General features: G+C 69.1%; 19 protein-coding genes and 2 pseudogenes. 9 read left to right on the top strand and 12 right to left on the bottom strand.

The window, feature by feature from the left end; translation table 11 throughout:
* Positions 1-125 precede the first annotated feature (125 nt).
* Complete coding sequence (locus M2283_RS29965) at positions 126-950, top strand: rhomboid family intramembrane serine protease (protein WP_280879554.1); 825 nt, start codon at positions 126-128, stop codon at positions 948-950.
* A 7-nt stretch (positions 951-957) separates the two neighbouring features.
* Here M2283_RS29965 and hemE read toward each other — a convergent pair whose 3' ends face one another.
* Complete coding sequence (gene hemE / locus M2283_RS29970) at positions 958-2,025, bottom strand: uroporphyrinogen decarboxylase (RefSeq protein ID WP_280879555.1); 1,068 nt, start codon at positions 2,023-2,025, stop codon at positions 958-960.
* Between the two features lie 105 nt (positions 2,026-2,130).
* Here hemE and M2283_RS29975 point away from each other — a divergent pair, with 105 nt between their 5' ends.
* From M2283_RS29975 to M2283_RS30000, 6 genes are all read left to right on the top strand, one after another.
* Complete coding sequence (locus M2283_RS29975; protein ID WP_123997094.1) at positions 2,131-2,802, top strand: DUF3000 domain-containing protein; 672 nt, start codon at positions 2,131-2,133, stop codon at positions 2,800-2,802.
* 230 nt (positions 2,803-3,032) lie between these two features.
* Positions 3,033-3,695, top strand: coding sequence for a response regulator transcription factor (locus M2283_RS29980; protein WP_019073943.1), 663 nt, complete (start codon positions 3,033-3,035; stop codon positions 3,693-3,695).
* 129 nt (positions 3,696-3,824) lie between these two features.
* A complete protein-coding gene (locus M2283_RS29985) occupies positions 3,825-5,105 on the top strand; it encodes a ribonuclease D (RefSeq protein ID WP_280879557.1) in 1,281 nt (426 codons plus the stop codon).
* Between the two features lie 297 nt (positions 5,106-5,402).
* Positions 5,403-6,620, top strand: a complete 1,218-nt coding sequence (locus tag M2283_RS29990) for a thiolase family protein (RefSeq protein ID WP_280879558.1) — start codon at positions 5,403-5,405, stop codon at positions 6,618-6,620.
* Entirely contained in the window at positions 6,617-8,746 is a 2,130-nt protein-coding gene (locus M2283_RS29995; protein ID WP_280879559.1) for a 3-hydroxyacyl-CoA dehydrogenase NAD-binding domain-containing protein, read from the top strand. The genes M2283_RS29990 and M2283_RS29995 overlap by 4 nt, the downstream gene beginning before the upstream one ends.
* A gap of 172 nt (positions 8,747-8,918) precedes the next feature.
* Positions 8,919-9,254 (top strand): cellulose binding domain-containing protein, encoded by a 336-nt coding sequence (locus M2283_RS30000; protein ID WP_280879560.1) that lies wholly within the window; start codon positions 8,919-8,921, stop codon positions 9,252-9,254.
* 239 nt (positions 9,255-9,493) lie between these two features.
* Here the strand turns inward: M2283_RS30000 and M2283_RS30005 are convergent, their stop codons facing one another.
* Entirely contained in the window at positions 9,494-10,510 is a 1,017-nt protein-coding gene (locus M2283_RS30005) for a hypothetical protein (protein ID WP_280879561.1), read from the bottom strand.
* A gap of 125 nt (positions 10,511-10,635) precedes the next feature.
* Here M2283_RS30005 and M2283_RS30010 point away from each other — a divergent pair.
* Together M2283_RS30010 and M2283_RS30015 are read left to right on the top strand one after the other, a co-directional pair.
* A pseudogene (locus M2283_RS30010) lies at positions 10,636-11,544 on the top strand (NAD(P)-dependent oxidoreductase); the annotation flags it as partial.
* Positions 11,545-11,629: 85 nt separating this feature from the next.
* Positions 11,630-12,004, top strand: a complete 375-nt coding sequence (locus M2283_RS30015; protein WP_280879563.1) for an NTP pyrophosphohydrolase — start codon at positions 11,630-11,632, stop codon at positions 12,002-12,004.
* On the opposite strand, the pseudogene M2283_RS30020 reads toward M2283_RS30015, so the two are convergent.
* The 10 genes and pseudogenes from M2283_RS30020 to ngcE all read right to left on the bottom strand — a co-directional run bounded on the left by M2283_RS30020 (position 12,005) and on the right by ngcE (position 25,676).
* Positions 12,005-13,433: pseudogene (locus tag M2283_RS30020) on the bottom strand (glycosyltransferase family 39 protein).
* 116 nt (positions 13,434-13,549) lie between these two features.
* Entirely contained in the window at positions 13,550-15,040 is a 1,491-nt protein-coding gene (locus M2283_RS30025) for an amino acid permease (protein ID WP_280879564.1), read from the bottom strand.
* A gap of 176 nt (positions 15,041-15,216) precedes the next feature.
* Positions 15,217-17,136, bottom strand: a complete 1,920-nt coding sequence (gene dxs / locus M2283_RS30030) for a 1-deoxy-D-xylulose-5-phosphate synthase (protein WP_280879565.1) — start codon at positions 17,134-17,136, stop codon at positions 15,217-15,219.
* A gap of 205 nt (positions 17,137-17,341) precedes the next feature.
* Positions 17,342-18,637 carry a sugar ABC transporter permease gene (locus M2283_RS30035; protein WP_280879566.1) on the bottom strand — a complete coding sequence of 432 codons (1,296 nt, stop codon included), beginning with the start codon at positions 18,635-18,637 and terminating at the stop codon, positions 17,342-17,344.
* Entirely contained in the window at positions 18,634-19,425 is a 792-nt protein-coding gene (locus M2283_RS30040) for an ATP-binding cassette domain-containing protein (RefSeq protein WP_280879567.1), read from the bottom strand. Before M2283_RS30040 ends, M2283_RS30035 begins: the two co-directional genes overlap by 4 nt.
* Before the next feature lie 202 nt (positions 19,426-19,627).
* Positions 19,628-20,725 carry a sugar ABC transporter substrate-binding protein gene (locus tag M2283_RS30045; protein ID WP_280879747.1) on the bottom strand — a complete coding sequence of 366 codons (1,098 nt, stop codon included), beginning with the start codon at positions 20,723-20,725 and terminating at the stop codon, positions 19,628-19,630.
* Between the two features lie 133 nt (positions 20,726-20,858).
* Positions 20,859-22,058, bottom strand: coding sequence for an ROK family transcriptional regulator (locus M2283_RS30050; protein ID WP_123997108.1), 1,200 nt, complete (start codon positions 22,056-22,058; stop codon positions 20,859-20,861).
* Between the two features lie 186 nt (positions 22,059-22,244).
* Positions 22,245-23,180 (bottom strand): carbohydrate ABC transporter permease, encoded by a 936-nt coding sequence (locus M2283_RS30055; protein WP_280879568.1) that lies wholly within the window; start codon positions 23,178-23,180, stop codon positions 22,245-22,247.
* A gap of 15 nt (positions 23,181-23,195) precedes the next feature.
* Positions 23,196-24,131 (bottom strand): carbohydrate ABC transporter permease, encoded by a 936-nt coding sequence (locus M2283_RS30060; protein WP_280879569.1) that lies wholly within the window; start codon positions 24,129-24,131, stop codon positions 23,196-23,198.
* A gap of 81 nt (positions 24,132-24,212) precedes the next feature.
* A complete protein-coding gene (gene ngcE, locus M2283_RS30065) occupies positions 24,213-25,676 on the bottom strand; it encodes an N-acetylglucosamine/diacetylchitobiose ABC transporter substrate-binding protein (protein WP_280879570.1) in 1,464 nt (487 codons plus the stop codon).
* Positions 25,677-25,747: the final 71 nt, after the last annotated feature.

A 25,747-nucleotide genomic window follows, 5' to 3' on the forward strand; every position in this document is an offset into this window, starting at 1 on the left:
CGCCTGTTCCTCACGTCGTCCCCGCGACCCGCCTTCCCCGTGCCGCGGGCAGTTGTCGACACATACGCACGCACGCGTGCCGGTGTTCACCGATTCGCCGGGCCCATCGCGGGCACTTATTCCTTGTGGTCATCCCCGTCCATGACGTGAACCCGGTGCGCCGCACCCCCTGGGTGACGTATGCGCTGATCGCCGCGAACCTCCTGGTCTTCCTGTCCATGCCCGGCCTCGCCGGCTCCGTGGCGGGCGACAGCAGCGTCTCGCAGCTGTGCCATCTGCAGGCGTTCCTGGACCACTACGCCGCGGTGCCGCAGGAGTTGATCCACCATCAGCTGCCGAAGCTGGTGCCGACGGGCGAGGTGGGCGTGGGCGCGAACGGCGCCGGCTGCCTGGTGGCCCCGCCCGGCTACGGCAAGTCGCCCCCGCTGTCGGTGTTCACCGCGATGTTCCTGCACGGCGGCTGGCTGCACCTGCTGGGCAACATGCTGTTCCTGCTGATCTTCGGCAACAACGTCGAGGACCGCATGGGCCACATCCGCTTCACGCTCTTCTACGTCGTCTGCGGCTACGCGGCCTCGTACGGCTTCGCGCTGCTGAACGCCGACTCCAACGACCCGCTGATCGGCGCCTCGGGGGCCATCGCCGGTGTCCTGGGCGCGTATCTGGTGCTGTATCCGAAGGCCAGGGTCTGGGTCCTGGTCCCGTTCCTGGTCTTCCTGCCGCTGCGGCTGCCGGCCTGGATGGTGCTGGGCTTCTGGTTCGTGCTCCAGGCGTTCTACTCGTCCGGCGAGGGCGTCTCCACCGCCGGGACGGTGGCGTACGCGGCGCACGTGGTCGGCTTCCTCGTCGGCATGGTGCTCGCCTGGCCGCTCAAGGCGGGCACGCCCCCGCCGCCGGAGCCGCGCGGCCTGCTGTTCGGCAGGCGGGCCCGGCCCCGGCACACGTGGTGACCAGGTCCTAGCGGGCGGTCTGCGTGTGGACGTACTCCACGAGCCGGGTGAGCGAGTCCGGGTCGGTGGACGGCATGACGCCGTGGCCGAGGTTGAAGACGTGGCCTTCGAGACCGGCGGCGGAGTCCAGGACCTCGCGGGCCTTGGTCTCCACGACCCGCGGTCCCGCGAACAGCACGGTCGGGTCGAGGTTCCCCTGGAGCGCCTTGCCGGGGCCGACACGGCGGACGGCCTCGTCGAGCGGGACGCGCCAGTCGACGCCGACGACGTCCGCGCCGGCCTCGCCCATCAGCCCGAGGAGTTCACCGGTGCCGACACCGAAGTGGATGCGCGGGACGCCGTACCCGGCGACCGCGTCGAACACCTTCGCGGAGGCGGGCAGCACCGAGCGGCGGTAGTCGAGGGGGGCGAGCGCGCCGGCCCAGGAGTCGAAGAGCTGGACGGCGCTCGCGCCGGCCTCGATCTGCACCTTGAGGAAGGCCGCCGTGATGTCGGCGAGGCGGTCGAGGAGGTCGGCCCACAGCTCGGGGTCGCCGTACATCATCGCCTTGGCGTTCTCGTACGTGCGAGACGGACCGCCCTCGACGAGGTAACTCGCGAGGGTGAAAGGCGCGCCCGCGAAACCGATCAGCGGGGTCGGGCCCAGCTCGCGCGTCAGCAGGCCGATCGCCTCGGTGACGTAGGAGACGTCCTCGGGCTCGAGCGCGCGCAGTTGTGCCAGGTCGGCACGGGTGCGGATGGGTTGTGCGACGACCGGGCCGACGCCGGGCTTGATGTCGAGGTCGACGCCGATGGCCTTGAGCGGGACGACGATGTCGCTGAAGTAGATCGCCGCGTCCACGTCGTGCCGGCGCACCGGCTGGAGGGTGATCTCGGCGACCAGCTCGGGCCGCGTGCAGGAGTCGAGCATCGCGATGCCCTCGCGGACCTTGTGGTACTCCGGCAGGGAGCGCCCGGCCTGACGCATGAACCACACGGGCGTGTGCGGCACGGGTTCGCGCCTGCACGCCTTGAGGAAGGCGGAGTCGTACGTGGCTGTCGGCGGCTGCCCCGCGGGGGTCTCGTTGGCGCTCACGGGGCAAGTCTCGCACGGCCGCGGAAGGCGTTTTGCGCGGCCCGGTGGGCCCAAGAGGGGGTGTCTAGTCCCGCACGAGCCCTCCGTTCCCCTTAACCTTCCCGCATGGCTGCGGCTCAAGGACGACTGTCGGACGGCGCTGACGGAATGGACGACACCAAGGAGGGTGACCGGGACGGTAGCGGTGGGGCTCCGCCGGCTTTCCAGGCCGCGGTCCAGGCCCTGCGGAACAGTCGGCTTCGGCCGCAGGTCGAGATCGAGCCGACGCGCGCGCCACAGCGGCTCGCTCCGTTCGCGTACGCGCTGGAGGCCGCGGTCGTCGACGGCGACCAGGACCTGGCGGACGGCCGGCTGGTGCTGCTGCACGACCCGGCCGGGCACGACGCCTGGCACGGTGCCTTCCGGCTGGTGACGCTGGTGCGCGCGGAGCTGGAGCCGGAGATGGCCGCCGATCCGCTGCTGCCGGAGGTGTGCTGGTCCTGGCTGACCGGTGCGCTCCAGGCGCGCGGGCTGTCGTACGGCGAGCCGAGCGGCACCGTCACGCGCGCGAGCTCGCACTACTTCGGCGGGCTGTCGGAGCGGCCGGCCGCCTCGCAGATCGAGATCCGTGCCTCCTGGACGCCCCGTGAGGGCCTCGGCGGAGTCCCGGACACGGCCGCGCACCTGGCCTCCTGGTGCGACCTCCTGGCGCAGGTGGCGGGCCTTCCGCCGGCCGGTCCCGGCGACGCGTCGGTGGTCACGCTGCCGCAGCGCCGCGGACCGCAGCAGTCCCGCTGACCCGATGGGTTCCACTGACGGTGGCCGATTGACCGTCTCTTTGTCGATACGGCCACTTTCAGTCAGGAGTGAACCCTCGAACGAACCGATTCATTCACCGAATGATCGATCGCACGTCCGAATTGCACCAATTGTTACTCACTAGATCGTGATCATTCTCTAAAGGACTCCCGGTTCGGTGCCGAAGACGTCTGTGACCTTCAAAGCCGTCCCGCACCCCAGGAGGCCTGGTGTCCGTTCTCCTCGAGCAGCCCGCAAGCCTGGTCGCCTACCGCCCGAACAAGCCGACCGCCATGGTGGTCGTGGCCGACCCCCGCGTCCGTTCCACCGTCACCCGCCACCTGTGGGCGCTCGGTGTGCGCGACGTCATCGAGGCCTCGTCCGTCGCGGAGGCTCGTCCCCGCATCGGCAACCCCCGCGACATCTGCGTCGCCGACGTCCACCTGCCCGACGGCTCCGGCCTCACCCTGCTGTCCGAGACCCGTGCCGCGGGCTGGCCCAACGGCCTGGCCCTGTCCGCCGCCGACGACATCGGCGCCGTCCGCAACGCCCTCGCCGGAGGGGTCAAGGGCTACGTAGTCACCGGCACCCGTACCAACGTCGGGCTCCCCACCCGACCCGGAGCCGCCCCCATCGGTTCCGCCGCCGCCCGTATGCACCGCCGCCCCCCGGGTGCCCCGAGCCACCCGGGCGGCTACCGCGAGCTCTCCGGCCGTGAGGTCGAGGTGCTGAGACTGGTCGCGGAAGGCCAGTCGAACAAGGCGATCGGTGTCTCCATGGGCCTGTCCGCACTGACCGTCAAGAGCCACCTCGCCCGGATCGCCCGCAAGCTCGGCACGGGCGACCGCGCCGGAATGGTCGCGGTGGCCCTGCGTACCGGCATCATCCACTGACCCCCGTCCCCTCACATGCACGGACGTGAATCGGAGCTTTCACCGAGCTGACTGGTTTACGACCCTCAAGCGCCTGCCGACGGAACGTTCCGTCGGCAGGCGCTGTCCATACACAGATACCCTTGACATGTGACCGACGCCCAAGAGACCGCAGCAGACGTTTCACTGCGAACCACCGGAGGCGCCCCTCCGGACGACGGCGGATCTTCTGCTGCGGAGGCGCCGATCCCTCTGCTGGAGCCGCGCGACGGTATTCCGGCCGTGATCGCCGACGCTGACGCCCTCGCGCGGACGATCGCCGCCTTCGCCGCCGGCGCAGGACCCGTCGCCGTCGATGCCGAACGAGCGTCCGGCTACCGCTACGGACAGCGCGCCTATCTGGTGCAGCTGCGGCGTGAAGGCGCGGGGACCGCGCTGATCGACCCCGTGGCCTGTCCCGACCTCTCCGGTCTCGGCGAGGCGCTCGACGATGTCGAGTGGGTGCTGCACGCGGCCACCCAGGACCTGCCGTGTCTGCGCGAGATAGGCATGATGCCGACGCGGCTTTTCGACACCGAGCTGGCCGGGCGGCTCGCCGGATTCCCGCGGGTCGGCCTGGGCGCGATGGTCGAGGGCGTCCTCGGCTTCGTACTCGAAAAGGGACACTCCGCCGTCGACTGGTCGACGCGGCCGCTGCCCGAGCCGTGGCTGCGGTACGCGGCGCTGGACGTGGAGCTGCTGGTCGACCTGCGTGACGCGCTGGAGAAGGAGCTGGACCGGCAGGGCAAGCTGGAGTGGGCCCAGCAGGAGTTCGACGCGATCGCGTCCGCGCCGCCGGCCGAGCCGCGCAAGGATCCCTGGCGGCGGACGTCCGGGATGCACAAGGTGCGGCGGCGTCGGCAGCTGGCCGTGGTGCGGGAGCTGTGGGAGACGCGGGACGGGGTCGCGCAGCGGCGCGATGTGTCGCCGGGCAAGGTGTTGGGCGACGCGGCCATCGTCGAGGCGGCGTTGGCCATACCGGCCAACGTGCATGCGCTCGCCGCGTTGAACGGGTTCGGGCATCGGATGGGGCGGCGGCAGCTGGAGCAGTGGCAGGCCGCGGTGGATCGTGCGAAGGCTTTGGCGGATGTTGAGTTGCCGGCGCCGGGGCAGCCGGTTACCGGGCCTCCGCCGCCGCGCGCCTGGGCGGACAAGGACCCTGCGGCTGCTGCGCGGCTTTCGGCTGCTCGGGCTGCTGTTTCGGCGTTGGCCGAGCAGTTGAACATGCCTCAGGAGAACCTCATTACGCCGGATACCGTGCGGCGGGTTTGTTGGGAGCCGCCGAAGGTTGTCGACGCGGATTCTGTCGGCAGTGCGCTGGCGGGGTACGGGGCCCGGCCTTGGCAGGTTGAGCAAGTGACGCCGGTTCTTGTGGCTGCGCTTTCCGCCTAGGCGCCGCAGGGGATCTCTTGCTGGGCGGGTGCGGGCCCGTCGTGGCTGGTCGCGCCCACGCGGCGGAGCCGCACATCGATACAGCCCCGCGCCCCTGAAGGGTCGATGCCCCGAACGCGTCTCAGGATGGACCGTCTAGATTGCGCCAAGATCTACGGGCCACCGGGTGTGACCTTCGCCGCTCGCGGCGTCAGGGGTGGGCAGCTACGTTACTCATAAGTAGCATGGGGACTGAGCGCGCGCTCAGTGGATGCGTGCCGCAGCAGTGCCAACCCGCACCGTGGAGGAGAGCCAATCGTGCCTCGTACCGTCAGGGACGTCGTGTTCGTCGACGGCGTCCGCACCCCGTTCGGCAAGGCGGGCCCGAAGGGCATCTATCACGAGACCCGGGCCGACGACCTCGTGGTGAAGGCGATCCGGGAGCTGCTGCGCCGCAACCCCGGACTCGACCCGAAGAAGATCGACGAGGTCGCCATCGCCGCGACCACGCAGATCGGTGACCAGGGGCTGACCCTGGGGCGGACCGCGGGCATTCTCGCCGGGCTGCCGCAGTCGGTGCCCGGCTACTCGATCGACCGCATGTGTGCCGGTGCGCTGACCTCCGTCACCACCACCGCCGGGTCGATCGCCTTCGGCGCCTACGACGCCGTGATCGCCGGTGGCGTGGAGCACATGGGCCGCCACCCGATGGGCGAGGGCGTCGACCCCAACCCGCGGCTCATCAGCGAGAAGCTGGTCGACGAGTCCGCCCTGTTCATGGGCATGACGGCGGAGAACCTGCACGACCGCTACCCGCACATCACCAAGCTTCGCGCCGACGAGTACGCCGTGCGTTCGCAGGAGAAGGCCGCCAAGGCGTACGCCAACGGCAAGATCCAGCAGGACCTGGTGCCGGTCTCGGTGCGCAACACCAACGCGGAGGTCGGTGAGACCGGTTGGGGTCTGGTCACCGCCGACGAGCCCATGCGGCCCGGGACCACCCTGGAGAACCTCGCCGGGCTCAAGACGCCGTTCCGTGTGCACGGGCGGGTCACCGCCGGCAACGCGGCCGGTCTGAACGACGGTGCCACCGCTTCGATCCTCGCGTCCGAGGACTTCGCGCGGGAGAACAACCTGCCGGTCCGGATGCGCCTGGTCTCCTACGCCTTCGCGGGCGTCGAGCCCGAGGTCATGGGCTACGGCCCGATCCCGGCGACCGAGAAGGCCCTCGCCAAGGCCGGTCTGTCGATCGAGGACATCAACCTCTTCGAGATCAACGAGGCCTTCGCGATCCAGGTCCTGGCCTTCCTCGACCACTACGGCATCGCGGACGACGACGAGCGCGTCAACCAGTACGGCGGCGCCATCGCCTACGGCCACCCGCTGGCCGCGTCGGGTGTGCGTCTGATGACGCAGCTGGCCCGCCAGTTCGAGGAGCAGCCGAACGTCCGCTACGGCCTGACGACGATGTGCGTCGGCTTCGGCATGGGCGCGACGGTCATCTGGGAGAACCCGCACTTCGAGGGGGACAAGTGAGCACCACCACCGAGCTTCTGAAGGGTGCGGCCGAGCTGTTCCCCGACGAGGTCGTGACGTCCGCGCACGTCCGCCACCTCGATCTGCCGTACGGGGCCGGGCGGTTCGCGCTCATCACCCTCGACAACGGCTTCGACCACACCAAGCCGACCACCTTCGGCCCGGCCTCGCTGGCGAACCTGAACAGCGCCATCGACCAGGTCGAGAAGGAGGCCGCGGCCGGCGACATCGTCGGTGTCGGCATCACCGGCAAGCCGTTCGTCTTCGCCGTCGGCGCGGACCTCAAGGGCGTCGAGCTCCTCAAGAACCACGACGACGCGCTCGCCATCGGCAAGGGCGGCCACGAGGTCTTCAAGCGCATCGCGGCCCTCGCGGTACCGACCTTCACGTACTACAACGGCGCTGCGATGGGCGGTGGCGTCGAGGTCGGTCTGCACTGCGAGTACCGCACGGTGTCCAAGCACATCGCGGCCTTCTCGCTGCCCGAGGTCTTCCTCGGTCTGGTGCCCGGCTGGGGCGGCTGCACGCTGCTGCCGAACCTGATCGGCGCCGACAGGGCCGTCTCGGTGATCATCGAGAACAGCCTCAACCAGAACAAGCAGCTCAAGGGCCAGCAGGTCTTCGACCTCGGGATCGCCGACGCGCTCTTCGAGGGCGCGGACTTCCTGGAGCAGTCGCTGATCTGGACGGCGGGCGTCCTCAAGGGCGAGATCAAGGTCGAGCGTCCTGTGATCGACCGCGGTGAGGGCTGGGACCAGGCCGTCGCCAAGGGCCGCTTCGTCGCGGACTCCAAGGTGCACGGGGCCGCTCCGGCCGCCTACCGCGCCCTCGACATCATCGCCGCCGCCAAGAACGAGGACTTCCAGCAGGGCTTCGACGCCGAGGACGTGGCGCTCGCAGACCTGATCATGGGTGGCGAACTGCGCGCCGGTATCTACGCGTTCAACCTCGTGCAGAAGCGCGGCAAGCGTCCGGCGGGCGCCCCGGACAAGTCCCTGGCGCGTCCGGTCACCAAGGTCGGCGTGGTCGGCGCGGGTCTGATGGCCTCGCAGCTCGCCCTGCTCTTCCTGCGCCGCCTCGAAGTACCGGTCGTCCTCACGGACATCGACCAGGAGCGCGTCGACAAGGGTGTGGGCTACGTCCACGCGGAGATCGAGAAGCTGCTCGGCAAGGGCCGTATCAACCAGGACAAGGCCAACCGCCTCACGGCGCTGGTGACCGGTGTCCTGGACAAGGCCGAGGGCTTCTCCGACGCCGACTTCATCATCGAGGCCGTCTTCGAGGAGATCGGCGTCAAGCAGCAGGTGTTCGCGGAGGTCGAGGCGGTCGCCCCGGCGCACGCGATCCTCGCCACCAACACCTCGTCCCTGTCGGTGTCGGAGATGGCGTCGAAGCTGAAGAACCCCGAGCGGGTCGTCGGCTTCCACTTCTTCAACCCCGTCGCGGTGCTGCCGCTCCTGGAGATCGTGCGCGGCGAGCAGACCGACGACGCCTCGCTCGCGACCGCCTTCGCGGTGGCCAAGAAGCTGAAGAAGACGGCGGTTCTGGTGAAGGACGCCCCGGCGTTCGTCGTCAACCGCATCCTCACGCGCTTCATGGGCGAGATCCAGAACGTCATCGACGAGGGCACCCCGGTCGCGGTCGCCGAGAAGGCGGTCGAGCCGCTGGGTCTGCCGATGTCGCCGCTGGTCCTGCTTGAGCTGGTCGGTCCCGCGATCGGTCTGCACGTCTCGGAGACCCTCAACCGGGCCTTCCCGGACCGCTTCACGGTCTCCCCGAACCTCGCGGCCGTCGTCAAGGCCGGCAAGCGCGGCTTCTACGTCTACGACAGCGGCAGGCCCGAGCTGGACCCGGAGGTCGCCGCGCTGCTGAAGCAGGGCGACTCCGTGCTGACCGAGGAGCAGGTGCGCGAGCGCGTCCTGGACGCGGTGGCCCAGGAGATCGGGCTGATGCTCGACGAGGGCGTCGTCGCCGAGGCCCAGGACATCGACCTCTGCCTGATCACGGGCGCCGGCTGGCCCTTCCACCTGGGCGGCATCACGCCGTACCTGGACCGCGAAGGCGTCTCGGAGCGTGTGAACGGGAAGCGGTTCCTGGCTGCTGGCGTGGCGAGCGTCCCGGCGTAACCACGCTTGAGTGCAGGGGGCGGGCCGCATGGTATCGATCCATGCGGCCCGCCCCTTTTGCCGTGCACCTGTGGTTAGGATCTGCACACAGTCAGATCAAATGTTCACATTCACCAGACGTTCTTGATCAGAGCCGGATCGGAACGTCCCCCTTTCTTGCGGAGGGCTTTCCGTGGCGTCCACCCGCCGCCAGCAACCCCGACGTCGGGTGTGGCCCAAGGTCAAGCTGCTGCTTCTCGTTGTCGTTGTGGCCGCGGGCGCCACGGCGCTGTATCCGCTCTGGCGCAAGGCGAACCCGGACCCGCCCGAGCTGGCCGTCCGGTACCGGACCGCGACGCCGGCGACGGCCGCCGCGGCCGAGCCGTCCCTCGAGGTCTTCAACGAGTCCAAGCAGGCGCTGCCGCTGAGCGACGTGGCGTTGCGGTACTACTTCACCGCGGACGGCGGCTCGTACGCCTTCAACTGCGTCCAGGCGGCCGTCGGCTGCTCGAACATCGCGGAGACCTAGGCGTCCGTGATGTCGTCCACGTGGGAGCGGCCGGCGTTCAGCGCCTCGACGACGGTGCTGTTGCGGTCGAGACCGACGACTCTCAGTCCGGCCGCCGCGGCCGAGCGGGCCAGGGGTATTCGTACAACCCTCGACGCACGTTGTGTGTCACCCGTTACCGACAGCCATAAGCGGAACGGGAAACGGAACAGCAGCGGACGCAGAAACGGAAGCCGTGGAACCGGTCCCGCATCACCCGCTCACACCGCCCGCCACGCCTCCAGCGCCAGCCCCGGCTCGTCCTTGCGGCGGGTGACGAGCAGCTGTCCCGTCGACGGGGAGAGCGTCGCCGCCACCACCCGGTCCTCCTCGTCCACCGCGAGTGACACCTCGGCGTCGGCGGGGAGTTGGGGTCCGGACTCGGTCCACCAGGCGCCCGCCGACTCCAGTTCGGTCGGGTACGCGGCGAAGGCGACCCGCCCGCTCGCCGAGCGCTGGGCGATCAACGTACAGTCGTGGCCGTCGAGTTCGCAGCGCACGGCACAGACCCGGCCGGGCCCGGCGGAGGACAGCAGCGCGGCCGGTTTGCCGCCGGGGCGCCAGGCGCACAGGTCGCCCGACTGGTCGGTGTAGAAGAGCGTGGTGCTGTCGGGCGAGGTGGCGAGGGCGTACAGGGTGCCCGGGCGGACCGGGGTCTCCAGCGCCTCCGCCAGTACGGGCGTCGCGCCCGCCTTCTCCTGCCGCCAGTGCACGATGCCGCCGGGGACGGCCGCGTACAGCTCGATGCGCCCGGACTCCCCCGTCACCGCCGCCAGGTCCTCCTCGACCTTGCTCCCCTTGAGGTCGCGCCAGGGCCCCCAACCGCCCTTCTCCTTCTGGGCGAGCATGCTCACCCCTCGCCCCCGGTTGCGCACGAAGACATGGGCGCGGCCCTGGGCGTCCACCGCGACGGCGGGCGTACCGGTGACGTCGCCCTTCTTGTTCGGGTGCCCGATCGGCACCCAGTCGAGCGCGGCCAGCCGGGGCCGGTAGTGGGTGGAGTGCACGAGGCCGGCCTCGCCGGCGACGGTGGGCCGCCATGAGACCAGATGGGCGTAGCAGTCGGGGCCGTGGCCGACCGCGGGCACCGCCGTCAGTTTCTGGTTGCCGCCGACCGTCTGCGCGGATGCCCAGGGGCCGCCCGGCAGGCGCTCCGCCCGGCACAGGAGGGCCTCGTCCGTCGGCAGGTAGACACTGAGCCGGCCGTCGCGGCCGCGTATGAACCAGTCGCCGTTCACCGGTTCACTCTAAGCGGCAGCCCGCACTCCGCGCGGCCCGGCCCCGCCCGATCACCCGCGCAGGGCCGGTCGGGTGGGGGCGATCGGCGCCGAGGGGGCAGGCTGGTCCCCAGCAGACGCCGTACGAGAAGGAAGTCGACCTCATGACCGACAAGCTCACCGTGGGTGTCCTGGGCACGGGCATCATGGGGGCCGCGATGGCCCGCAACCTCGCCCGCGCCGGACACACCGTCCGCGCCTGGAACCGCACCCGCGCCAAGGCCGAGCCGCTCGCCACCGACGGCGTCCGGGTCACCGACACGCCCGCCGAGACGGTCGAGGGCGCCGATGTGATCCTGACCATGCTCTACGACGGTCCGACCACCCTCGACGTCGTCCGCGAGGCGGCCCCCGCGCTGCGTCCCGGTGTCACCTGGGTGCAGTCGACCACCGCCGGCCTCGACGGGATCGTCGAGCTCGCCGCGCTCGCCCGCGAGCACGGCCTGGTCTTCTACGACGCCCCCGTGCTCGGCACCCGCCAGCCCGCGGAGGCCGGTCAGCTGACCGTGCTGGCGGCCGGTCCTGTCGAGGGGCGGGCGGTGGTCGAGCCGGTGTTCGACGCGGTCGGCGCGCGCACGATGTGGACCGGCGAGGACGGCGGGGCGGGCACCGCGACCCGGCTGAAGCTGGTGGCCAACAGCTGGGTGCTCGCGGCCACGGCGGCGGCCGGTGAGGTGCTGGCACTGTCGCAGGCCCTCGACGTCGACCCGCAGCACTTCTTCGACCTCATCGCCGGCGGCCCGCTCGACATGGGCTACCTCAAGGCGAAGACGGCGATGATCCTGGAGGACCGGCTGACCCCGGCCCAGTTCGCGGTCGCCACCGCGGGCAAGGACGCCCGTCTGATCGTCGAGGCCGGCCGGCAGCACGGCGTACGCCTGGACGTGGCCACCGCGAGCGCCGAGCGCATGGAGAGGGCGGCGGCGCAGGGTCACGCGGACGAGGACATGGCCGCGGCGTACTTCGCGAGCTTCGACGAGAAGCCGGTGGAGTGAGCGCGGTGAGGTGAGCGGGGTCGGGTGGGTGAGCAAGGGGAGTGAGGGGGGAGCCGGCGCAGCTCCGCCGTGCGAACCTGGCCGTATGGACGAGAACACTCCCCTGCTCCTGATCGTCGACGCCGCGAACGTCGTCGGGTCGGTGCCCGACGGCTGGTGGCGGGACCGGCGGGGTGCCGCGGAACGGTTGCGGGACAGGCTGGCCGCGGACGGGCTCCCGGGGCACGCCGGTCCCGTGGAGATCGTCCTGGTGGTCGAGGGCTCGGCCCGCGGTCTGGAGTCCGTGCCCGGCGTCGACGTCGAGTCCGCGCCGGGCAGCGGGGACGACCACATGGTCGACCTGGTCGCCCGGGCCGGGGAACGCCACGTCATGGTGGTCACGGCGGACCGCGAACTACGGCGCAGGGTCACGGAGTTGGGCGCGGAGGTCACGGGACCGCGCACGGTCCGGCCCGCCTAGTCACGGCACCCGCACGTACAGCACCGCCCCGTCCACCGCCCCTGCCTCCTCGTGCCCCGCAGCGAGCAGCCGCCGCCGGTCCGGCGCGTACGGCTGGCCGCGTGAGTCGTCGAGGACCAACGCCGGTGGGCGGTCGGTCAGTTCGGCGCGGAAGACCGGCCTGGTGCCTTCGACGGCGTACCGCTCCCCCACCTGCGGTCCGTCGCGGCCACCGCTGTGGTTCGTGAGGAGGCCTGCCGTGAGGTAGCGGCTGGCGAGGGTGCCGTCGGCGAGCCAGTACGTCTCCGGGTGCATCCCCCAGATCAGGACGCGCTCGCCGGGACCGGTCCGTCGGTCGACGGCGTCCGCGAGGCGGCGGGCGTGGTCGAGGCCGGGGCGGGGCGCGAGCAGTCCCCAGGCCAGGAAGAGGGCACAGCAGCAGGCGGAGGTGAACACCGCGGCCGACAGCCGTTCGCGGGGCAGGATCTGCAGCGCGGCGGTCGCCAACAGGGCCAGGGGCGGAATGAGTTGAAGGTAGTAGTGGCCGAAGAAGTGGAATCCGAGCAGGACCGCGTCGGCCGACGCGGCGAGCCACAGCCACAGGTCCGTCGCCCCCGTACGGGCGATGCGCAGCACCCGTACGACCGGTGGGAGCAGCCCGGCGCAACCCGCCGCCAGGATCGCCGTGTTGGTCAATCCCCGTCCCAGGACATGGAGTTCGGAGCCGGTGAAGGAGGCGTACGCCCCCGATCCGGTGACCGTCCAGAACAGGAACCCGGCCGGGTCGGTCACCGCCGCCGAGCCCAGTACCGGCACCAGGAGGCCCGCGGCGAGCCGCAACAGCGGCCCCCGGCGCGTCCCGCACAGCCACAGCACCGGCAACAGCACGGCCCCGCCGGTCTGTTTGGCCAGGAAGGCGAAGGCGACGACCGCTCCGGCCGGGCCCCAGCGGCGGCGGTCCGCGCACCACATCGCGGCGGCGGTGCCCGCAGCATGAACACCTCGAAGCCGGCTGCCTGCGCGTCCTCGGGGTTGAGCCCGACGGAGACCAGCAGATACAGCACCCCGGCCGTGCGGCCCGCCGGGTCGCCCCAGCGGCGCCGGGCGAGGGAGGCGAGCAAGGCGGCGGTGAGGAGTTGGGCACCGATCGCCAACGCCCGTACCGGCGCGAGCGATTCGGAGCCGGCGAGGGCGAACGCCCCCTCGTACAGCCACGGTACGAGGAGTGGCTTTCGGTCCACGACGGACTCGTAGAGCTGTCCGCCGTGCGCCAGCAACCGTGCCAGGACGGCGAGACAGCCCCGTCGGAGTTCCACAGCGGGTGGGCGAAGGAGGGGGCGCGGGTGGCGCAGACCAGTGTCGCGAGGAGGGGCAGCAGCCGTCTCCAGTAGGCGGGCCCGGGCCGCGCCGTGGACACGGAGCGTGGCGGGGCGAGGAGCTCGGCGCGCATGGGACGCACGCTGTCCGGCCCCGCAGTCCGCACCTGAGCGGGACATACGGGGTCGTGGCGACAGGGCAGTTGACTACCGTTGGTGACTACTGCTCGTCACTTCACGGATGCCTTCTCTACTTCACGGATGCTTTCTCTTCGTGTGCGAGGCGGCTGTGGGTGCGGCCGTAGAAGAAGTACACGAAGAAACCGATGGCCATCCAGATGGCGAACCGGAGCCAGGTCTCGGCGGGCAGGTTGAGCATCAGCCACAGCGAGGCGAGCACCGAGACGATCGGCAGGGCCGGCACCAGCGGGGTGCGGAAGGAGCGCTCCAGGTCGGGGCGGCTCCGGCGCAGGATGACGACGCTGATCGCGACGATGATGAAGGCGAAGAGCGTGCCGATGTTCACCAGTTCGGCGAGTTCGCTGAGGCTGGTGAAGCCCGCCACGATCGCGATGACGACACCGAGCAGGATGGTCGGCCGGTACGGGGTGCGGAACTTCGGGTGGGTGTGCGAGAAGAACCGGGGCAGCAGGCCGTCGCGGCTCATCGCGAAGAACACCCGGGACTGGCCGAGCAGCAGGATCATGCACACCGTGGTCAGGCCGACGGCGGCGCCGAAGCTGATCAGACCCGCGAACCAGGGGTGCCCGGTGGACTTGAAGGCGTCGGCGAGCGGGGCGTCGATCGACAGCGAGCTGTACTTCTGCATGCCGGTCACCACGATCGACACGGCGACGTAGAGCGTGGTGCAGATGATCAGGGAGCCGATGATGCCGCGCGGCACGTCCCGCTGCGGGTTGCGGGTCTCCTCGGCGGCGGTGGCCACGACGTCGAAGCCGATGAAGGCGAAGAAGACGACGGACGCGGCGGTGAAGACGCCCATGACGCCGAAGTCGGAGGGCGCCCAGCCGAACATCAGCTGGATCAGCGGGGCCTTGAGGTTGCCGCCCGCCTCCACGGCCTGCGCCTTGGGGACGAACGGGTCGTAGTTGCTGCTCTTGATGAAGAAGGCGCCCGCGATGATGACGACGAGGACGACGGCCACCTTGATGGCGACGACGATCGTGGTGACCCGCGCGGAGAGCTTCATGCCGACCACGAGGATGGCGGTGAGCAGCAGTACCAGGGCGGCGGCGAGGATGTCGAAGCCGAACCCGGAGGCGCCGTCCCGGCCGCTGAGCGCCTCGGGCAGCTGCCAGCCCGCGTTGTCCAGCAGCGAGGCGATGTAGCCGGACCAGCCGACGGCCACCACCGCCGTCCCCAGGGCCAGTTCGAGGACCAGGTCCCAGCCGATGATCCAGGCGGGGAACTCACCGAGCGAGGCGTACGAGAAGGTGTACGCCGAGCCCGCGACCGGGACCGTCGAGGCGAACTCGGCGTAGCAGAGGGCGGCGAGCCCGCACACCACGCCGGCGACGACGAAGGACAGGGAGACGGCGGGTCCCGCGGTGTTCTTGGCGGCCGTGCCGGTGAGGACGAAGATGCCGGTGCCGATGATGACCCCGACGCCGAACACCGTCAGATCCAGTGCCGACAGGGACTTTCTGAGCGAATGTTCGGGTTCCTCGGTGTCCTTGATGGACTGTTCGATGTTCTTCGTCCTGAAGAGGGCGTTGCTCACGGGCGTACCTCCCACGCTGTGTCGTCCTCGACATGATCGAGAGGGGGCGATGGGGGTCCCCCCGGTCGAGCAAAGCCGAGGCTGGGGGAGCGTATGCCCCGGCGCGGACGGATTCACGCGGATGGGCCACTTTCACCACCCTTGCCGGTGGTGAAAGTGGCCCATTGCCGTGTACGTCAGTCCCGTGCGGGTTCGACCTCGCTCGCCGCACGGTCGTAGCGGCCGTCCAGCTTGGAGACCAGGCCGGTGACCTGACGGGCGATGTCGGGTGCGGTGAGGCCGATCTCCGCCATGACCTCGGCGCGGGAGGCGTGGTCGAGGAAGCGGGGCGGGATGCCGAAGTCGCGCAGGGGCACGTCGACGCCCGCGTCGCGCAGGGCCTGCGCGATGGCCGAACCGACGCCGCCGACGCGGGAGTTGTCCTCGACGGTGACGACCACGCGGTGCCGCTCGGCGAGCGGGGCCATGGCCTCGTCCACCGGCTTGACCCAGCGCGGGTCGACGACGGTGGTGGAGATGCCCTGCTTGTCGAGGAGCCCTGCGATCTCCAGGCACATGGGGGCGAGGGCGCCCACCGAGACCAGGAGCACATCGGGCGTGTCGGTGCCGGGCTCGCGCAGTACGTCCATGCCGCCGACGCGTCCGACGGCGGGTACGGCGGGACCGACCGCGCCCTTGGAGAAGCGCACCACGGTCGGCGCGTCCTCGACCTGCACGGCCTCGCGCAGCTGGGCGCGGACCTGGTCGGCGTCGCGCGGGGCGGCGAGCCTGAGGCCGGGGACGACCTGGAGGATCGACATGTCCCACATGCCGTTGTGGGAGGCGCCGTCGGTGCCGGTGACGCCGGCCCGGTCCAGCACGAAGGTGACGCCGCACTTGTGCAGGGCCACGTCCATCAGGACCTGGTCGAAGGCGCGGTTGAGGAAGGTGGCGTAGACGGCGAAGACGGGGTGGACGCCGCCGGTGGCGAGGCCGGCCGCGGAGACGGCGCCGTGCTGCTCGGCGATGCCGACGTCGTAGATCCGGTCGGGGAAGGCGTCCGCGAACTTCTTCAGGCCGACCGGCTGGAGCATCGCGGCGGTGATCGCGACGATGTCCTCGCGCTCCTTGCCGAGCGCGACCATCTCGTCGCCGAAGACGGAGGTCCAGTCGGCGCCGGAGGCCTTGATCGGCAGGCCGGTGTCGGGGTGGATGGGGCCGATGCCGTGGAAGCGGTCGGCCTCGTCCTGGAGGGCGGGCTGGTAGCCGCGGCCCTTCTCGGTGAGGCAGTGCACGATGACCGGGCCGCCGAAGCGCTTGGCGCGGGCGAGCGCCGACTCCAGGGCCTCGATGTCGTGGCCGTCGATGGGGCCGACGTACTTCAGGCCGAGGTCCTCGAACATGCCCTGCGGGGCGATGAAGTCCTTCAGCCCCTTCTTCGCGCCGTGCAGCGTCTCGTAGAGGGGCTTGCCGACGACCGGAGTACGCCCCAGGAGGTCCTTGCCGCGGGCCAGGAAGCGCTCGTAGCCGTCGGTGGTCCGCAGGGTCGCCAGGTGGTTCGCGAGGCCGCCGATCGTCGGCGCGTAGGACCGCTCGTTGTCGTTGACGACGATCACGAGGGGGCGGTCCTTGGCGTCGGCGATGTTGTTCAGCGCCTCCCAGGCCATGCCGCCGGTGAGGGCGCCGTCACCGATCACGGCGACCACGTGGTCGTCGCGTTTCAGGATCTGGTTGGCCTTCGCGATGCCGTCGGCCCAGCCGAGGACGGTGGAGGCGTGGCTGTTCTCGATGACGTCGTGCTCGGACTCGGCCTGCGAGGGGTAGCCGGACAGGCCGCCCTTCATCTTCAGCTTCGAGAAGTCCTGCCGGCCGGTGAGCAGCTTGTGCACGTAGGACTGGTGCCCGGTGTCCCACAGCACCCGGTCCTTGGGGGACTCGAAGACTCGGTGCAGGGCGAGGGTCAGCTCGACCACCCCGAGGTTGGGGCCGAGGTGGCCGCCGGTCTTGGAGACCGCGTCGACGAGGAAGGTCCGGATCTCCTCGGCCAGCTGGTCCAGCTGCTCCAGGCTGAGCCGGTCCAGATCGCGCGGTCCCGTGATGCGGGTCAGCAGCGGCACCCGTGCCTCCTTGCAGTAAAAGCTGTTGCCGGGCTTGTCGAGTCTAATGTTCCGTCTTTGCGGACCGCGCCCGGGCTGTGCGTCGTACGTCACGCGATCGGCTGTACCCAAGAACACCTTTACCTATGACACGACGGTTTTCCCGGGCGCACGACAAAGCCCGGCACCTGTGGAGTGCCGGGCTTTGTCGTACCGAGTGGGACTGTTACGCGCGACCCGCGGTCTTCTGCGTCTTACGGGTGACCGCGTCGATGACGACGGTCGCCAGCAGCACGCCACCGGTGATCATGTACTGGACCGGGGAGGCGATGCCCTCCAGGGCCAGGCCGTACTGGATCGAGACGATCACGAGGACACCCAGCAGGGCGTTCCACGTGCGGCCACGGCCACCGAACAGCGAGGTACCGCCGATGACCGCCGCGGCGATCGCGTTCATCAGCAGGTCACCGCCGCCCGCACCCTGGTTGGCGGAGGCGATCTTCGAGGCGATGAACAGACCGCCGATCGCGGCGAAGGTGCCGGAGATCGCGAAGACCGAGATCCGGATCATCTCCACGTTGATACCGGCACGCCGGGACGCCTCGACGCTGCCGCCGAGGGCGAAGATCTTGCGGCCGTAGGTGGTGCGGCGGAGCACGAAGTCCGTGATCAGCAGCACGCCGACGAAGATCACGACGGCCAGCGGCAGGCCCTTGTACTGGTTGTAGACGGCCGCGGCGGCGAACGCCAGGATCGCCAGGAACACCGTGCGCAGGAGGGTCTCGCTCAGCGGCCGGGACGGCACGCCGGCGGCCTCGCGGCGCCGGTTGCCGAGGAAGGAACTGAGGAAGAACAGCACCACCACGGCGATCGCCAGACCGTAGGAGGCGGCCACGTCGGTGAAGTAGTAACCGGTCAGCTTGGCCACCAGGCCCTCGCTGTCCAGGTTGATGGTGCCGCTGTCGCCCAGGATCTGGAGCATGAAGCCGTTCCAGAAGAGCAGACCGGCCAGGGTGACGGCGAACGCCGGGACACCGATCTTCGCGAAGAAGAAGCCGTGCAGCGCACCGGCGACCGTGCCGGTGAGGATGGCCAGCACCAGGGCGAGCCACGCGGCCATGCCGTGCGTGACGGTGAGCACCGCGTAGGCGGCGCCCGCGACACCGGAGACCGAGCCGACCGACAGGTCGATCTCGCCGAGCAGCAGGACGAACACGATGCCGACGGCGATCATGCCCGTGCCGACCATGGCGACGGAGATGTCGGACAGGTTGCCCGCGGTGAGGAAGTTGGAGTTGAGGCTCTGGAAGATGATCCAGATGATCGCCAGACCGATGACGACCGGGATCGCGCCCAGGTCACCGGCCTTCATCTTCCGCTTGAACTCCGTGAGGTAGCCCGCGAAGCCCTGTTCGCGCACCAGCAGCCGGGGGTCGACGACGGTGGCCGCGCCGGCCGCCGCCTCGGGGTTCTCCACGACGCCGTCCTCGGCAGACGACGGGGAGGTCTTGTCGATGCTCACTTGTTGATCTCCCCAGTGGTGCGCGCCGCACGACGGGTCACGGCATTGTCCGTGGCACCGGTGATGGCGGAGATGATCTCTTCCTGCGAGGTCGACTTGACCTCGAAGACGCCGTTGTTGCGGCCGAGCCGCAGTACGGCGACCTTGTCCGCCACCGCCTTCACATCGGCCATGTTGTGGCTGATGAGGAGCACGGCGAGGCCGCGCTCGCGCAGCCGCTCGACGAGGTCGAGGACCTGGGCGGTCTGCTCGACGCCGAGGGCGGCGGTGGGCTCGTCGAGGATGACCAGCTTGGGCTCGCCGAGCATCGAGCGGGCGATGGCCACGGTCTGGCGCTGACCGCCGGAGAGCGAGGCGATCGGGATGCGGACGCTGGGGATGCGGATGGACAGCGTGTCGAGGAGCTCGCGGGAGCGGCGCTCCATCTCGACCTCGTCCAGGACCGTGAACCTACGGATCTCCCGGCCCAGGTAGAGGTTGCCGACGACATCGATGTTGTCGCACAGCGCGAGGTCCTGGTACACCGTCGCGACGCCCAGGTTCTGGGCGTCGTGCGGCCTGTTGATCTGTACGGCCTGGCCTTCCCACTCGATGATGCCCTCATCGATGGGGTGCACGCCGGCGATCGTCTTGACCAGCGTGGACTTTCCGGCGCCGTTGTCGCCCACCAGGGCGACCACCTCACCGGCGTGGACCTCGAGCTCTACATCGGTGAGCGCCTGAACAGCACCGAATCGCTTCGAGACCCCGCGCAACGCCAGCACGGGCGTAGCGGACACGTGAACCATCTCCTTCGCCGCCTGACCCGGCGGGAGGTTGTGCAGAAAAATTTGGGGGGAATGTTCCGTCCGGCGCCCCGCTTAGCTTGCGGGGCTGTTGGTGCGGGGCGCCGGAGGAGTCCGGGTGGTGCGGTCCCCGTCTCCCCTGGAGGGAGCCGTGTAGGGGAATTCAAGAGCGAATTCCCCTACCTGGAAAGGGACTTGCGGCTACTTACTCAAGACCGATCTTCTTGCAGTCCGCGGCGTACGCCGAGGTGCAGATGTCGGACACCGTGTAGATGCCGTCCTTGATGACGGTGTCCTTGATGTTGTCCTTCGTCAGCGCGACGACGCCGATGATCTTGGACGGGATGCCCTTGTCGGACGGGCTGTCGACCTTGTCGGGCGCGACCGAGGCGAGGTCCTTGCCCTGGGCGACGGCGACGGCCAGCTCTGCGACGGTGTTGGCCTCTTCCGGGTAGGGCTTGTAGACGCTCATGTACTGCGTGCCGGACACGATGCGCTGCACACCCGCGAGCTCGGCGTCCTGGCCGGTCACCGGGACGTTGAGACCGGCGGCCTTGAGGGCGGTGATGATACCGCCGGCCATGCCGTCGTTGGCGGAGTAGACGCCGATGACGTTCTTCTTGCCCAGGGCCGAGATCGCCGCCTCCATGTTGGCGTTGGCGTTCTCCGGCTTCCAGTCCTTGGTGTCGTACTCCTTGCCGATGTTCACCTTGCCGTCGAGGACGGAGTGAGCGCCCTTCTTGAACAGGGCGGCGTTCGGGTCGGTGACCGCACCGTTCATCATGACGATCTTGCCGGACTTGGCCTTGGTGCCGAGCGCCTTGAGGAGGGCCTCACCCTGGGTCTTGCCGACGGTCTCGTTGTCGAACGAGGTGTAGGCGCTGATCGGGCCCTGGGCCAGACGGTCGTAGGCGACGACCGGGATACCGGCGTCCTTGGCCTTCTGGACCGAGTTCTTGATGGCCGCAGAGTCCACCGCGTCGACGATCAGCACGTCCACCTTGTTGGTGATCATGGTGTCGACCTGCTGGTTCTGCGTGCTGGCGTCCTGCTTGGCGTTGGCGTAGACGACCGTGCCCTTGTTGTTCGTGAGCTCCTTGACCTTCTTCTCGATCAAGGGGCGGTCGAACTTCTCGTAACGCGCGGTCTGGTTCTCGGGGAGAAGGAGACCGACCTTGATGTTGTCGCCCTTGCTGGCGGAGCCGGAGGACTCGGCCTTGTCACCGGATTCCTTCGCACTGCCACAGGCGGCGAGGGAAACTGCCATCGCACTGGCGGCGACGGCAAAGGCGGCACGACGCATACGCGTGTTCACTTCAGAAACCTCCCTGACGAGGCCGCGTCGTTGCGGCCGAGGTGGCTGGAAGTCAACTCGGCCGCACGTGCGACGTCAAGAAGTAAATCCTTAACGGGTTGGCAACGGTGCCATCCGTTCTCTAAGTGAAGGCAGGTGCCGCCGTAGCGAGCGAACCGTCCAAAAGGGTCGAATCACCCATCTCGCTGAGCGCGAGAGCGAGTGCTCCGAGCACCTCCGCACGGCCTCCAAGTGCCCCCGGGAGAACAGACAGTTGACGTGCCGCGCTGGGGATCGCGTAGCGGCCGACAGACTCCCTGATCGGGCCGAGCACCAGCTCACCGGCCTCGGCGAGATCACCACCAAGGACCACTCGGCTCGGATTCAGCAGATTGCAGAGATTGGCGACTCCACTGCCGATGTGTCGGCCGACGTCGGCGATCACCCGACGACAGCCCGGGTCTCCGTCCCTGGCCAGCCGCACGACGCCTTCCATGGTCAGGTCGGTGCCGTGGCTCGACTGGAGCAACGGAAGTACGTAGCGCGCCGCCGTGAACGTCTCCAGACATCCCCGGTTCCCGCAGCGGCAGACGGGACCGGATTCATCAAGTGTAATATGTCCGATTTCTCCCGCAGTCCCACCGGGCCCGCGGTAGATCTTCCCGTCTATCACCAGACCGGCCCCGACACCGCTCGCGACCTTTATGTATGCAAGATCACGCACGCCTCTGCCGCTGCCCCAGACCAGCTCGCCCAGTGCACCCAGATTGGCGTCGTTGTCCACGTGCACCGGCACGCCGAGCCGCCCCCGCAGCTCCTCGGCGGGCTTGGTGCCGGTCCAGCCCGGCAGGATCGCGGTGGAGCCCAGGGTGCCGGACTCGACGTCGATCGGTCCGGGCACGCCGAGGCCGATCCCGGCGATCTTGGAGCGGTCCACGCCGGTCGCCGCGATCAGGCGGTTGACCAGCTCTTCCGCCCGGTCGAAGCCCTGCGTCGAGGAGGCGTCCACGTCCAGCGGCTCGGACTCCTCGGCCAGCACCTGGTGGGCGAGGTTCCCGACCGCGACGCGCAGATGCGTGTGTCCGAAGTCGACGCCTATCACGATGCCGGCGTCCCCGCTCAGGGACACGCTGCGGGCTCTGCGACCGCCGGCCGAGGTGGGTGTGACCTCGACGGTTCCGCCGTCCTTCAACTCCCGGACGATGTTGGAGACCGTGGCGGCCGACAGGCCCGTGGTCCTGGCGATCTCCGCCTGCGTGAGCGACCCGGCCAGCCGGACGGCCCGGACCACCCGTTCCAGGTTGGCTCGGTGCAGTGACGACTGCGACCCCGGAGTCTCCACGACGACCTCCTGCGCACGGGACCGCTTCGATGAGGCCCCGTCTATGTCCAACTAGTGAACTCTAAGCTGAGCCGTTCGGGTCGCCTCCCGTCAAGAGGTTGAACCGGATCGGGGTACGCGCCCCCACACGTGCGCGCGCCGCCCCCCGGGCCGGGGGGCGGCGCGCGCACGGGCGACTGCGGAGCGCTACTTCAGCGTCGCAGAGGTCAGTCCGGCCTGCACCTGGCGCTGGAAGGACAGGTAGACCACCAGCATCGGGATCATGGCGATCGTGACGCCCGCGAAGAGAACGGGCAGGTCGGAGGCGTACCCCTGTTGCTGTTGCAGCTGGATGAGGCCCTGGGTGAGGACGTAGCGCTCCGGATCGCCGCCCTTCTGCGGCTGCATCAGCACCGTCGGCAGGATGAACTGGTTCCACTGGCCGAGGGTGTTGAAGATGCCGACGCTGATCAGGCCCGGCTTCGCCATCGGCAGCATGACCTGGAAGAACGTCCGGGTGTGCGAGGCCCCGTCCAGCACCGAGGCCTCGTAGACCGCCGTCGGCAGCGTTCGGAAGAAGGCGTGCATGAAGAACACCGTGAACGGCATCGAGTAGGCGATGTAGACGAGGATCAGACCCTGGTACGTGTTCAGCATGTCCAGCCGCTTGACCATGAAGAACAGCGGGACCAGGGCCAGGAACACGGGGAACATCGCGCCCGCGACGAAGAAGTAGTACAGCAGGCGGTTGCCCCAGAACTCGTAGCGGGCCAGCACGTACGCCGCCATCGAACCGAGCAGCATCGTCAGCGGTACCGAGAAGACCAGCACGATGACTGTGTTGATGAAGTAGTCGCCGATGCCCTTGTCCCAGGCACGGGAGAAGACGCTCAAGGACCAGTGCTGCGGCCACCCGAAGGCGGAGCCGCCGATCTGGGTGTCGGTCTTGAAGGAGCTGAGCACGAGCCACAGCAGCGGCAGCACGATCAGCAGGCCCCACAGGGCGAGGAAGCCGTGCGAGAAGACGTTCAGCACGGTGCCTTCGCCGCGCCCCTCGCCGGGATCCGTCGGGGTCTTGCCGACCGTGGGCCGGGGCGGGACCGAACCGCCCGTGGGGGTCGTCTCCTTGAGAGGTGCGCTCATCGTCGTCTCTTCCGCTCAGTACTCGATGCGGTCGCGGCGGGTGGCGCGCAGCGTGACCACGGACAGGACCAGGGTCAGGAGGAGCATCACGACGCCCATGGCGCAGGCGTAGCCGCTCTTCCCGTAGTAGAGGAAGTTGCGCATCATCACGGTGGCCATGACCTCGCTGTCGTGGTCGGGGCCGCCGCCGTACGCGCCCATGTTCGCGGTCATCGAGGAGACCAGGACGAACATGTCCATCGCCACGATGCCCAGGTACACCCAGGCGGTCTGTACGGAGTCCCACAGCAGGGGCAGGGTGATGCGGAAGAAGGACTGGGAGCGGCCCGCGCCGTCGATCAGGGCGGCCTCGTAGATGTCCCGCGGAATGGACTGCATGGCGGCCGAGAACAGCACCAGATAGAAGCCGACGCCGTGCCAGACGACGACCAGCATCAGCGCCCACAGAACGAGGTTGGGCTCGTTGAGCCATTCCACCGGATTCTGTGAGTCGACCAGCCCGATCTTCGTCAGGACGCCGTTGAGCAGGCCGCCTTCGTCACTGCGGTAGATCGCGTTGAACAGCACCGCGAGAATCGCGAGCGAGAGGACCTGCGGGAAGAAGTAGATGATTTTGTAGAACTTGGATCCGGCGACGCCCTCGACACCGCCGGCGCGTGATCGCCCGCCCGCGTTCAGCATGAAGGCGAAGAAGAGGGCGAGCAGAATGGTGATCACCGGGATGAACACCAGGAACAGGATGTTGTGCCAGATCGCCTTCAGGAAGATGTCGTCCTGGAAGAGCGCCTTGTAGTTGTCGAGACCGACGAAATTGAAGGTCTGCGACTCGCCCTGCCAGTCGGTGAGCGAATAGCCGAACGTCTGGATGTACGGCCAGATGACGAAGATCAGATAGAGCGCCACGGGGGCGAAGAGAAATCCCGCGACGAACCTGTACTGCCCTTTGCGCATTGGCGTTCCTGCCCCTGATGCTCCGGTCGGCACCCACGCCCCCCGAGGGGGACGCGGGTGCCGGACGACGTGCTGCCCCTGCTAGTCGCGGTGGTTCTTCTTCGAGGCCGGGTCCTTGGCCTGCTTGTCGACCGCGGCCTGGCAGCGCTTGAGCCACTCCTTGGGCTGGATGCGCTTGGCCATCAGCTCGTTGGACGCGGCCTCGATGGCGGTGCCCATCTCGCTGTACCACTCGGTGTAGAGGAAGCGGAAGGTGTTGTCGCCGGCGGCCGTGGACGCCTCGACCGTGGACTGGGTGCCCGGGCGCAGCTTGACGCTCGGGTCGACGCCGTCCTTGAGGATGGTCAGCGAGTTGGCCTCCTTGGCGAACGTCGTCGACCACTCCTTGGAGAGCATCAGCCGCATGAACTCCTTGGCGCCGGCCAGGTTGCCGGCCTTCTTCGGGATGATGAAGGGCTCGCCGGAGCCGGCCCGGATCGCCTCGAAGGGGAGCTCGCTGTCGGGCAGCAGGGGCATCGGCATGAACTTCATGTCGAAGTCCGTCGGCGTCTGCTTGAGCTGCTCGTTCTCCAGCCAGGAACCGCAGGTGATGAAGGCGGCCTTGTACTGGTTCCAGCGGGTCTGCGACTCGGTGTGGGTCAGGCCGTTGGTGCCGGGCATCAACAGGCCCTTCTCGACGACCTCGTAGATCGCCTCGACACCCGCCTGCGCCGCCTCGGACCCCACGAAGGCATTGGGTTCGAGGTTGTCGATCGCCTTCATGGCGTCCAGACCGCCCTTCTTGGCGATCAGGTCCATGATGGCGACGTTGATGTAGTACGGGTACTTGCCCTGGTGGGCGAGCCCGCCGATGCCGTCCTTCTTGGCGGCCTGACAGACGGCGATGAAGTCGTCCCAGGTCTTCGGCTCCTCCCAGCCCTTCTCCTTGAAGAGCTTGCCGGAGTACCACAGACCCCACACCGTGTAGATGTAGTTGAGGGCGACGATCTTGCCCTCCTGCAGGCCCGGGTCGAGCGTGCCCGGGATGACGGTGTCGCGCACCTTCTTGGACGGGTCGTCGACCGAGGGGGCGTCCAGGACCACGGCGAGGTCGAGGAGTTGGCCGTTGCGGTTGAGGACGTCGATCTTGATCTGCTGGGCGCCGGAGTCGTCGACGATGTCCGGCGGGGTGCCGCCGTTGAAGCGCGGCTGGAGCTTGCCGGTGATCTCCTGGGTGCCGGTGTGGGTGGAGGTGATGCCCCACTTCTTCTTGAAGCTGGCCTCCCACGCCTTGGCGTAGTCGTCGCCGTAACCGCCCTTGAAGACGACCACGTCGAGCTTGGTGCCCTTTTTCACCCCGAACGGGTTCGACTTGGACGTCTTGCCCTGGCTGTCGTTGTCGCCCGAGTCGTCGTCCCCGCCACCGCTGGCACACGCCGACAGGAAGCTCATCGTGGGGACGGCGATCAGACCCAGTGCGGCAGACCGCCGGATCAGATCGCGACGGCCGACACCCGCCGCATCGTTGTGGTCGGAACCGCTGTTCTCGGCGGAAGTGGATCCCATGCTCAAGTCCTCGCCTTCTCCAGGACTCAGGCGGTGAACCGGATCCTCCCGGCACCGCGGTCAGGTCAAGC

The organism is Streptomyces pseudovenezuelae (assembly GCF_029892565.1).
GTDB classification, from domain to species: domain Bacteria; phylum Actinomycetota; class Actinomycetes; order Streptomycetales; family Streptomycetaceae; genus Streptomyces; species Streptomyces pseudovenezuelae_A.

Coding starts and splice junctions, on each gene's coding strand:
- ngcE (WP_280879570.1), bottom strand. CDS start 25,676: ATGGGATCCACTTCCGCCGAGAACAGCGGTTCCGACCACAACGATGCG.
- M2283_RS30040 (WP_280879567.1), bottom strand. CDS start 19,425: ATGGTTCACGTGTCCGCTACGCCCGTGCTGGCGTTGCGCGGGGTCTCG.
- M2283_RS30055 (WP_280879568.1), bottom strand. CDS start 23,180: ATGAGCGCACCTCTCAAGGAGACGACCCCCACGGGCGGTTCGGTCCCG.
- M2283_RS29975 (WP_123997094.1), top strand. CDS start 2,131: ATGGCTGCGGCTCAAGGACGACTGTCGGACGGCGCTGACGGAATGGAC.
- M2283_RS30060 (WP_280879569.1), bottom strand. CDS start 24,131: ATGCGCAAAGGGCAGTACAGGTTCGTCGCGGGATTTCTCTTCGCCCCC.
- M2283_RS30015 (WP_280879563.1), top strand. CDS start 11,630: ATGGACGAGAACACTCCCCTGCTCCTGATCGTCGACGCCGCGAACGTC.
- M2283_RS30045 (WP_280879747.1), bottom strand. CDS start 20,725: ATGCGTCGTGCCGCCTTTGCCGTCGCCGCCAGTGCGATGGCAGTTTCC.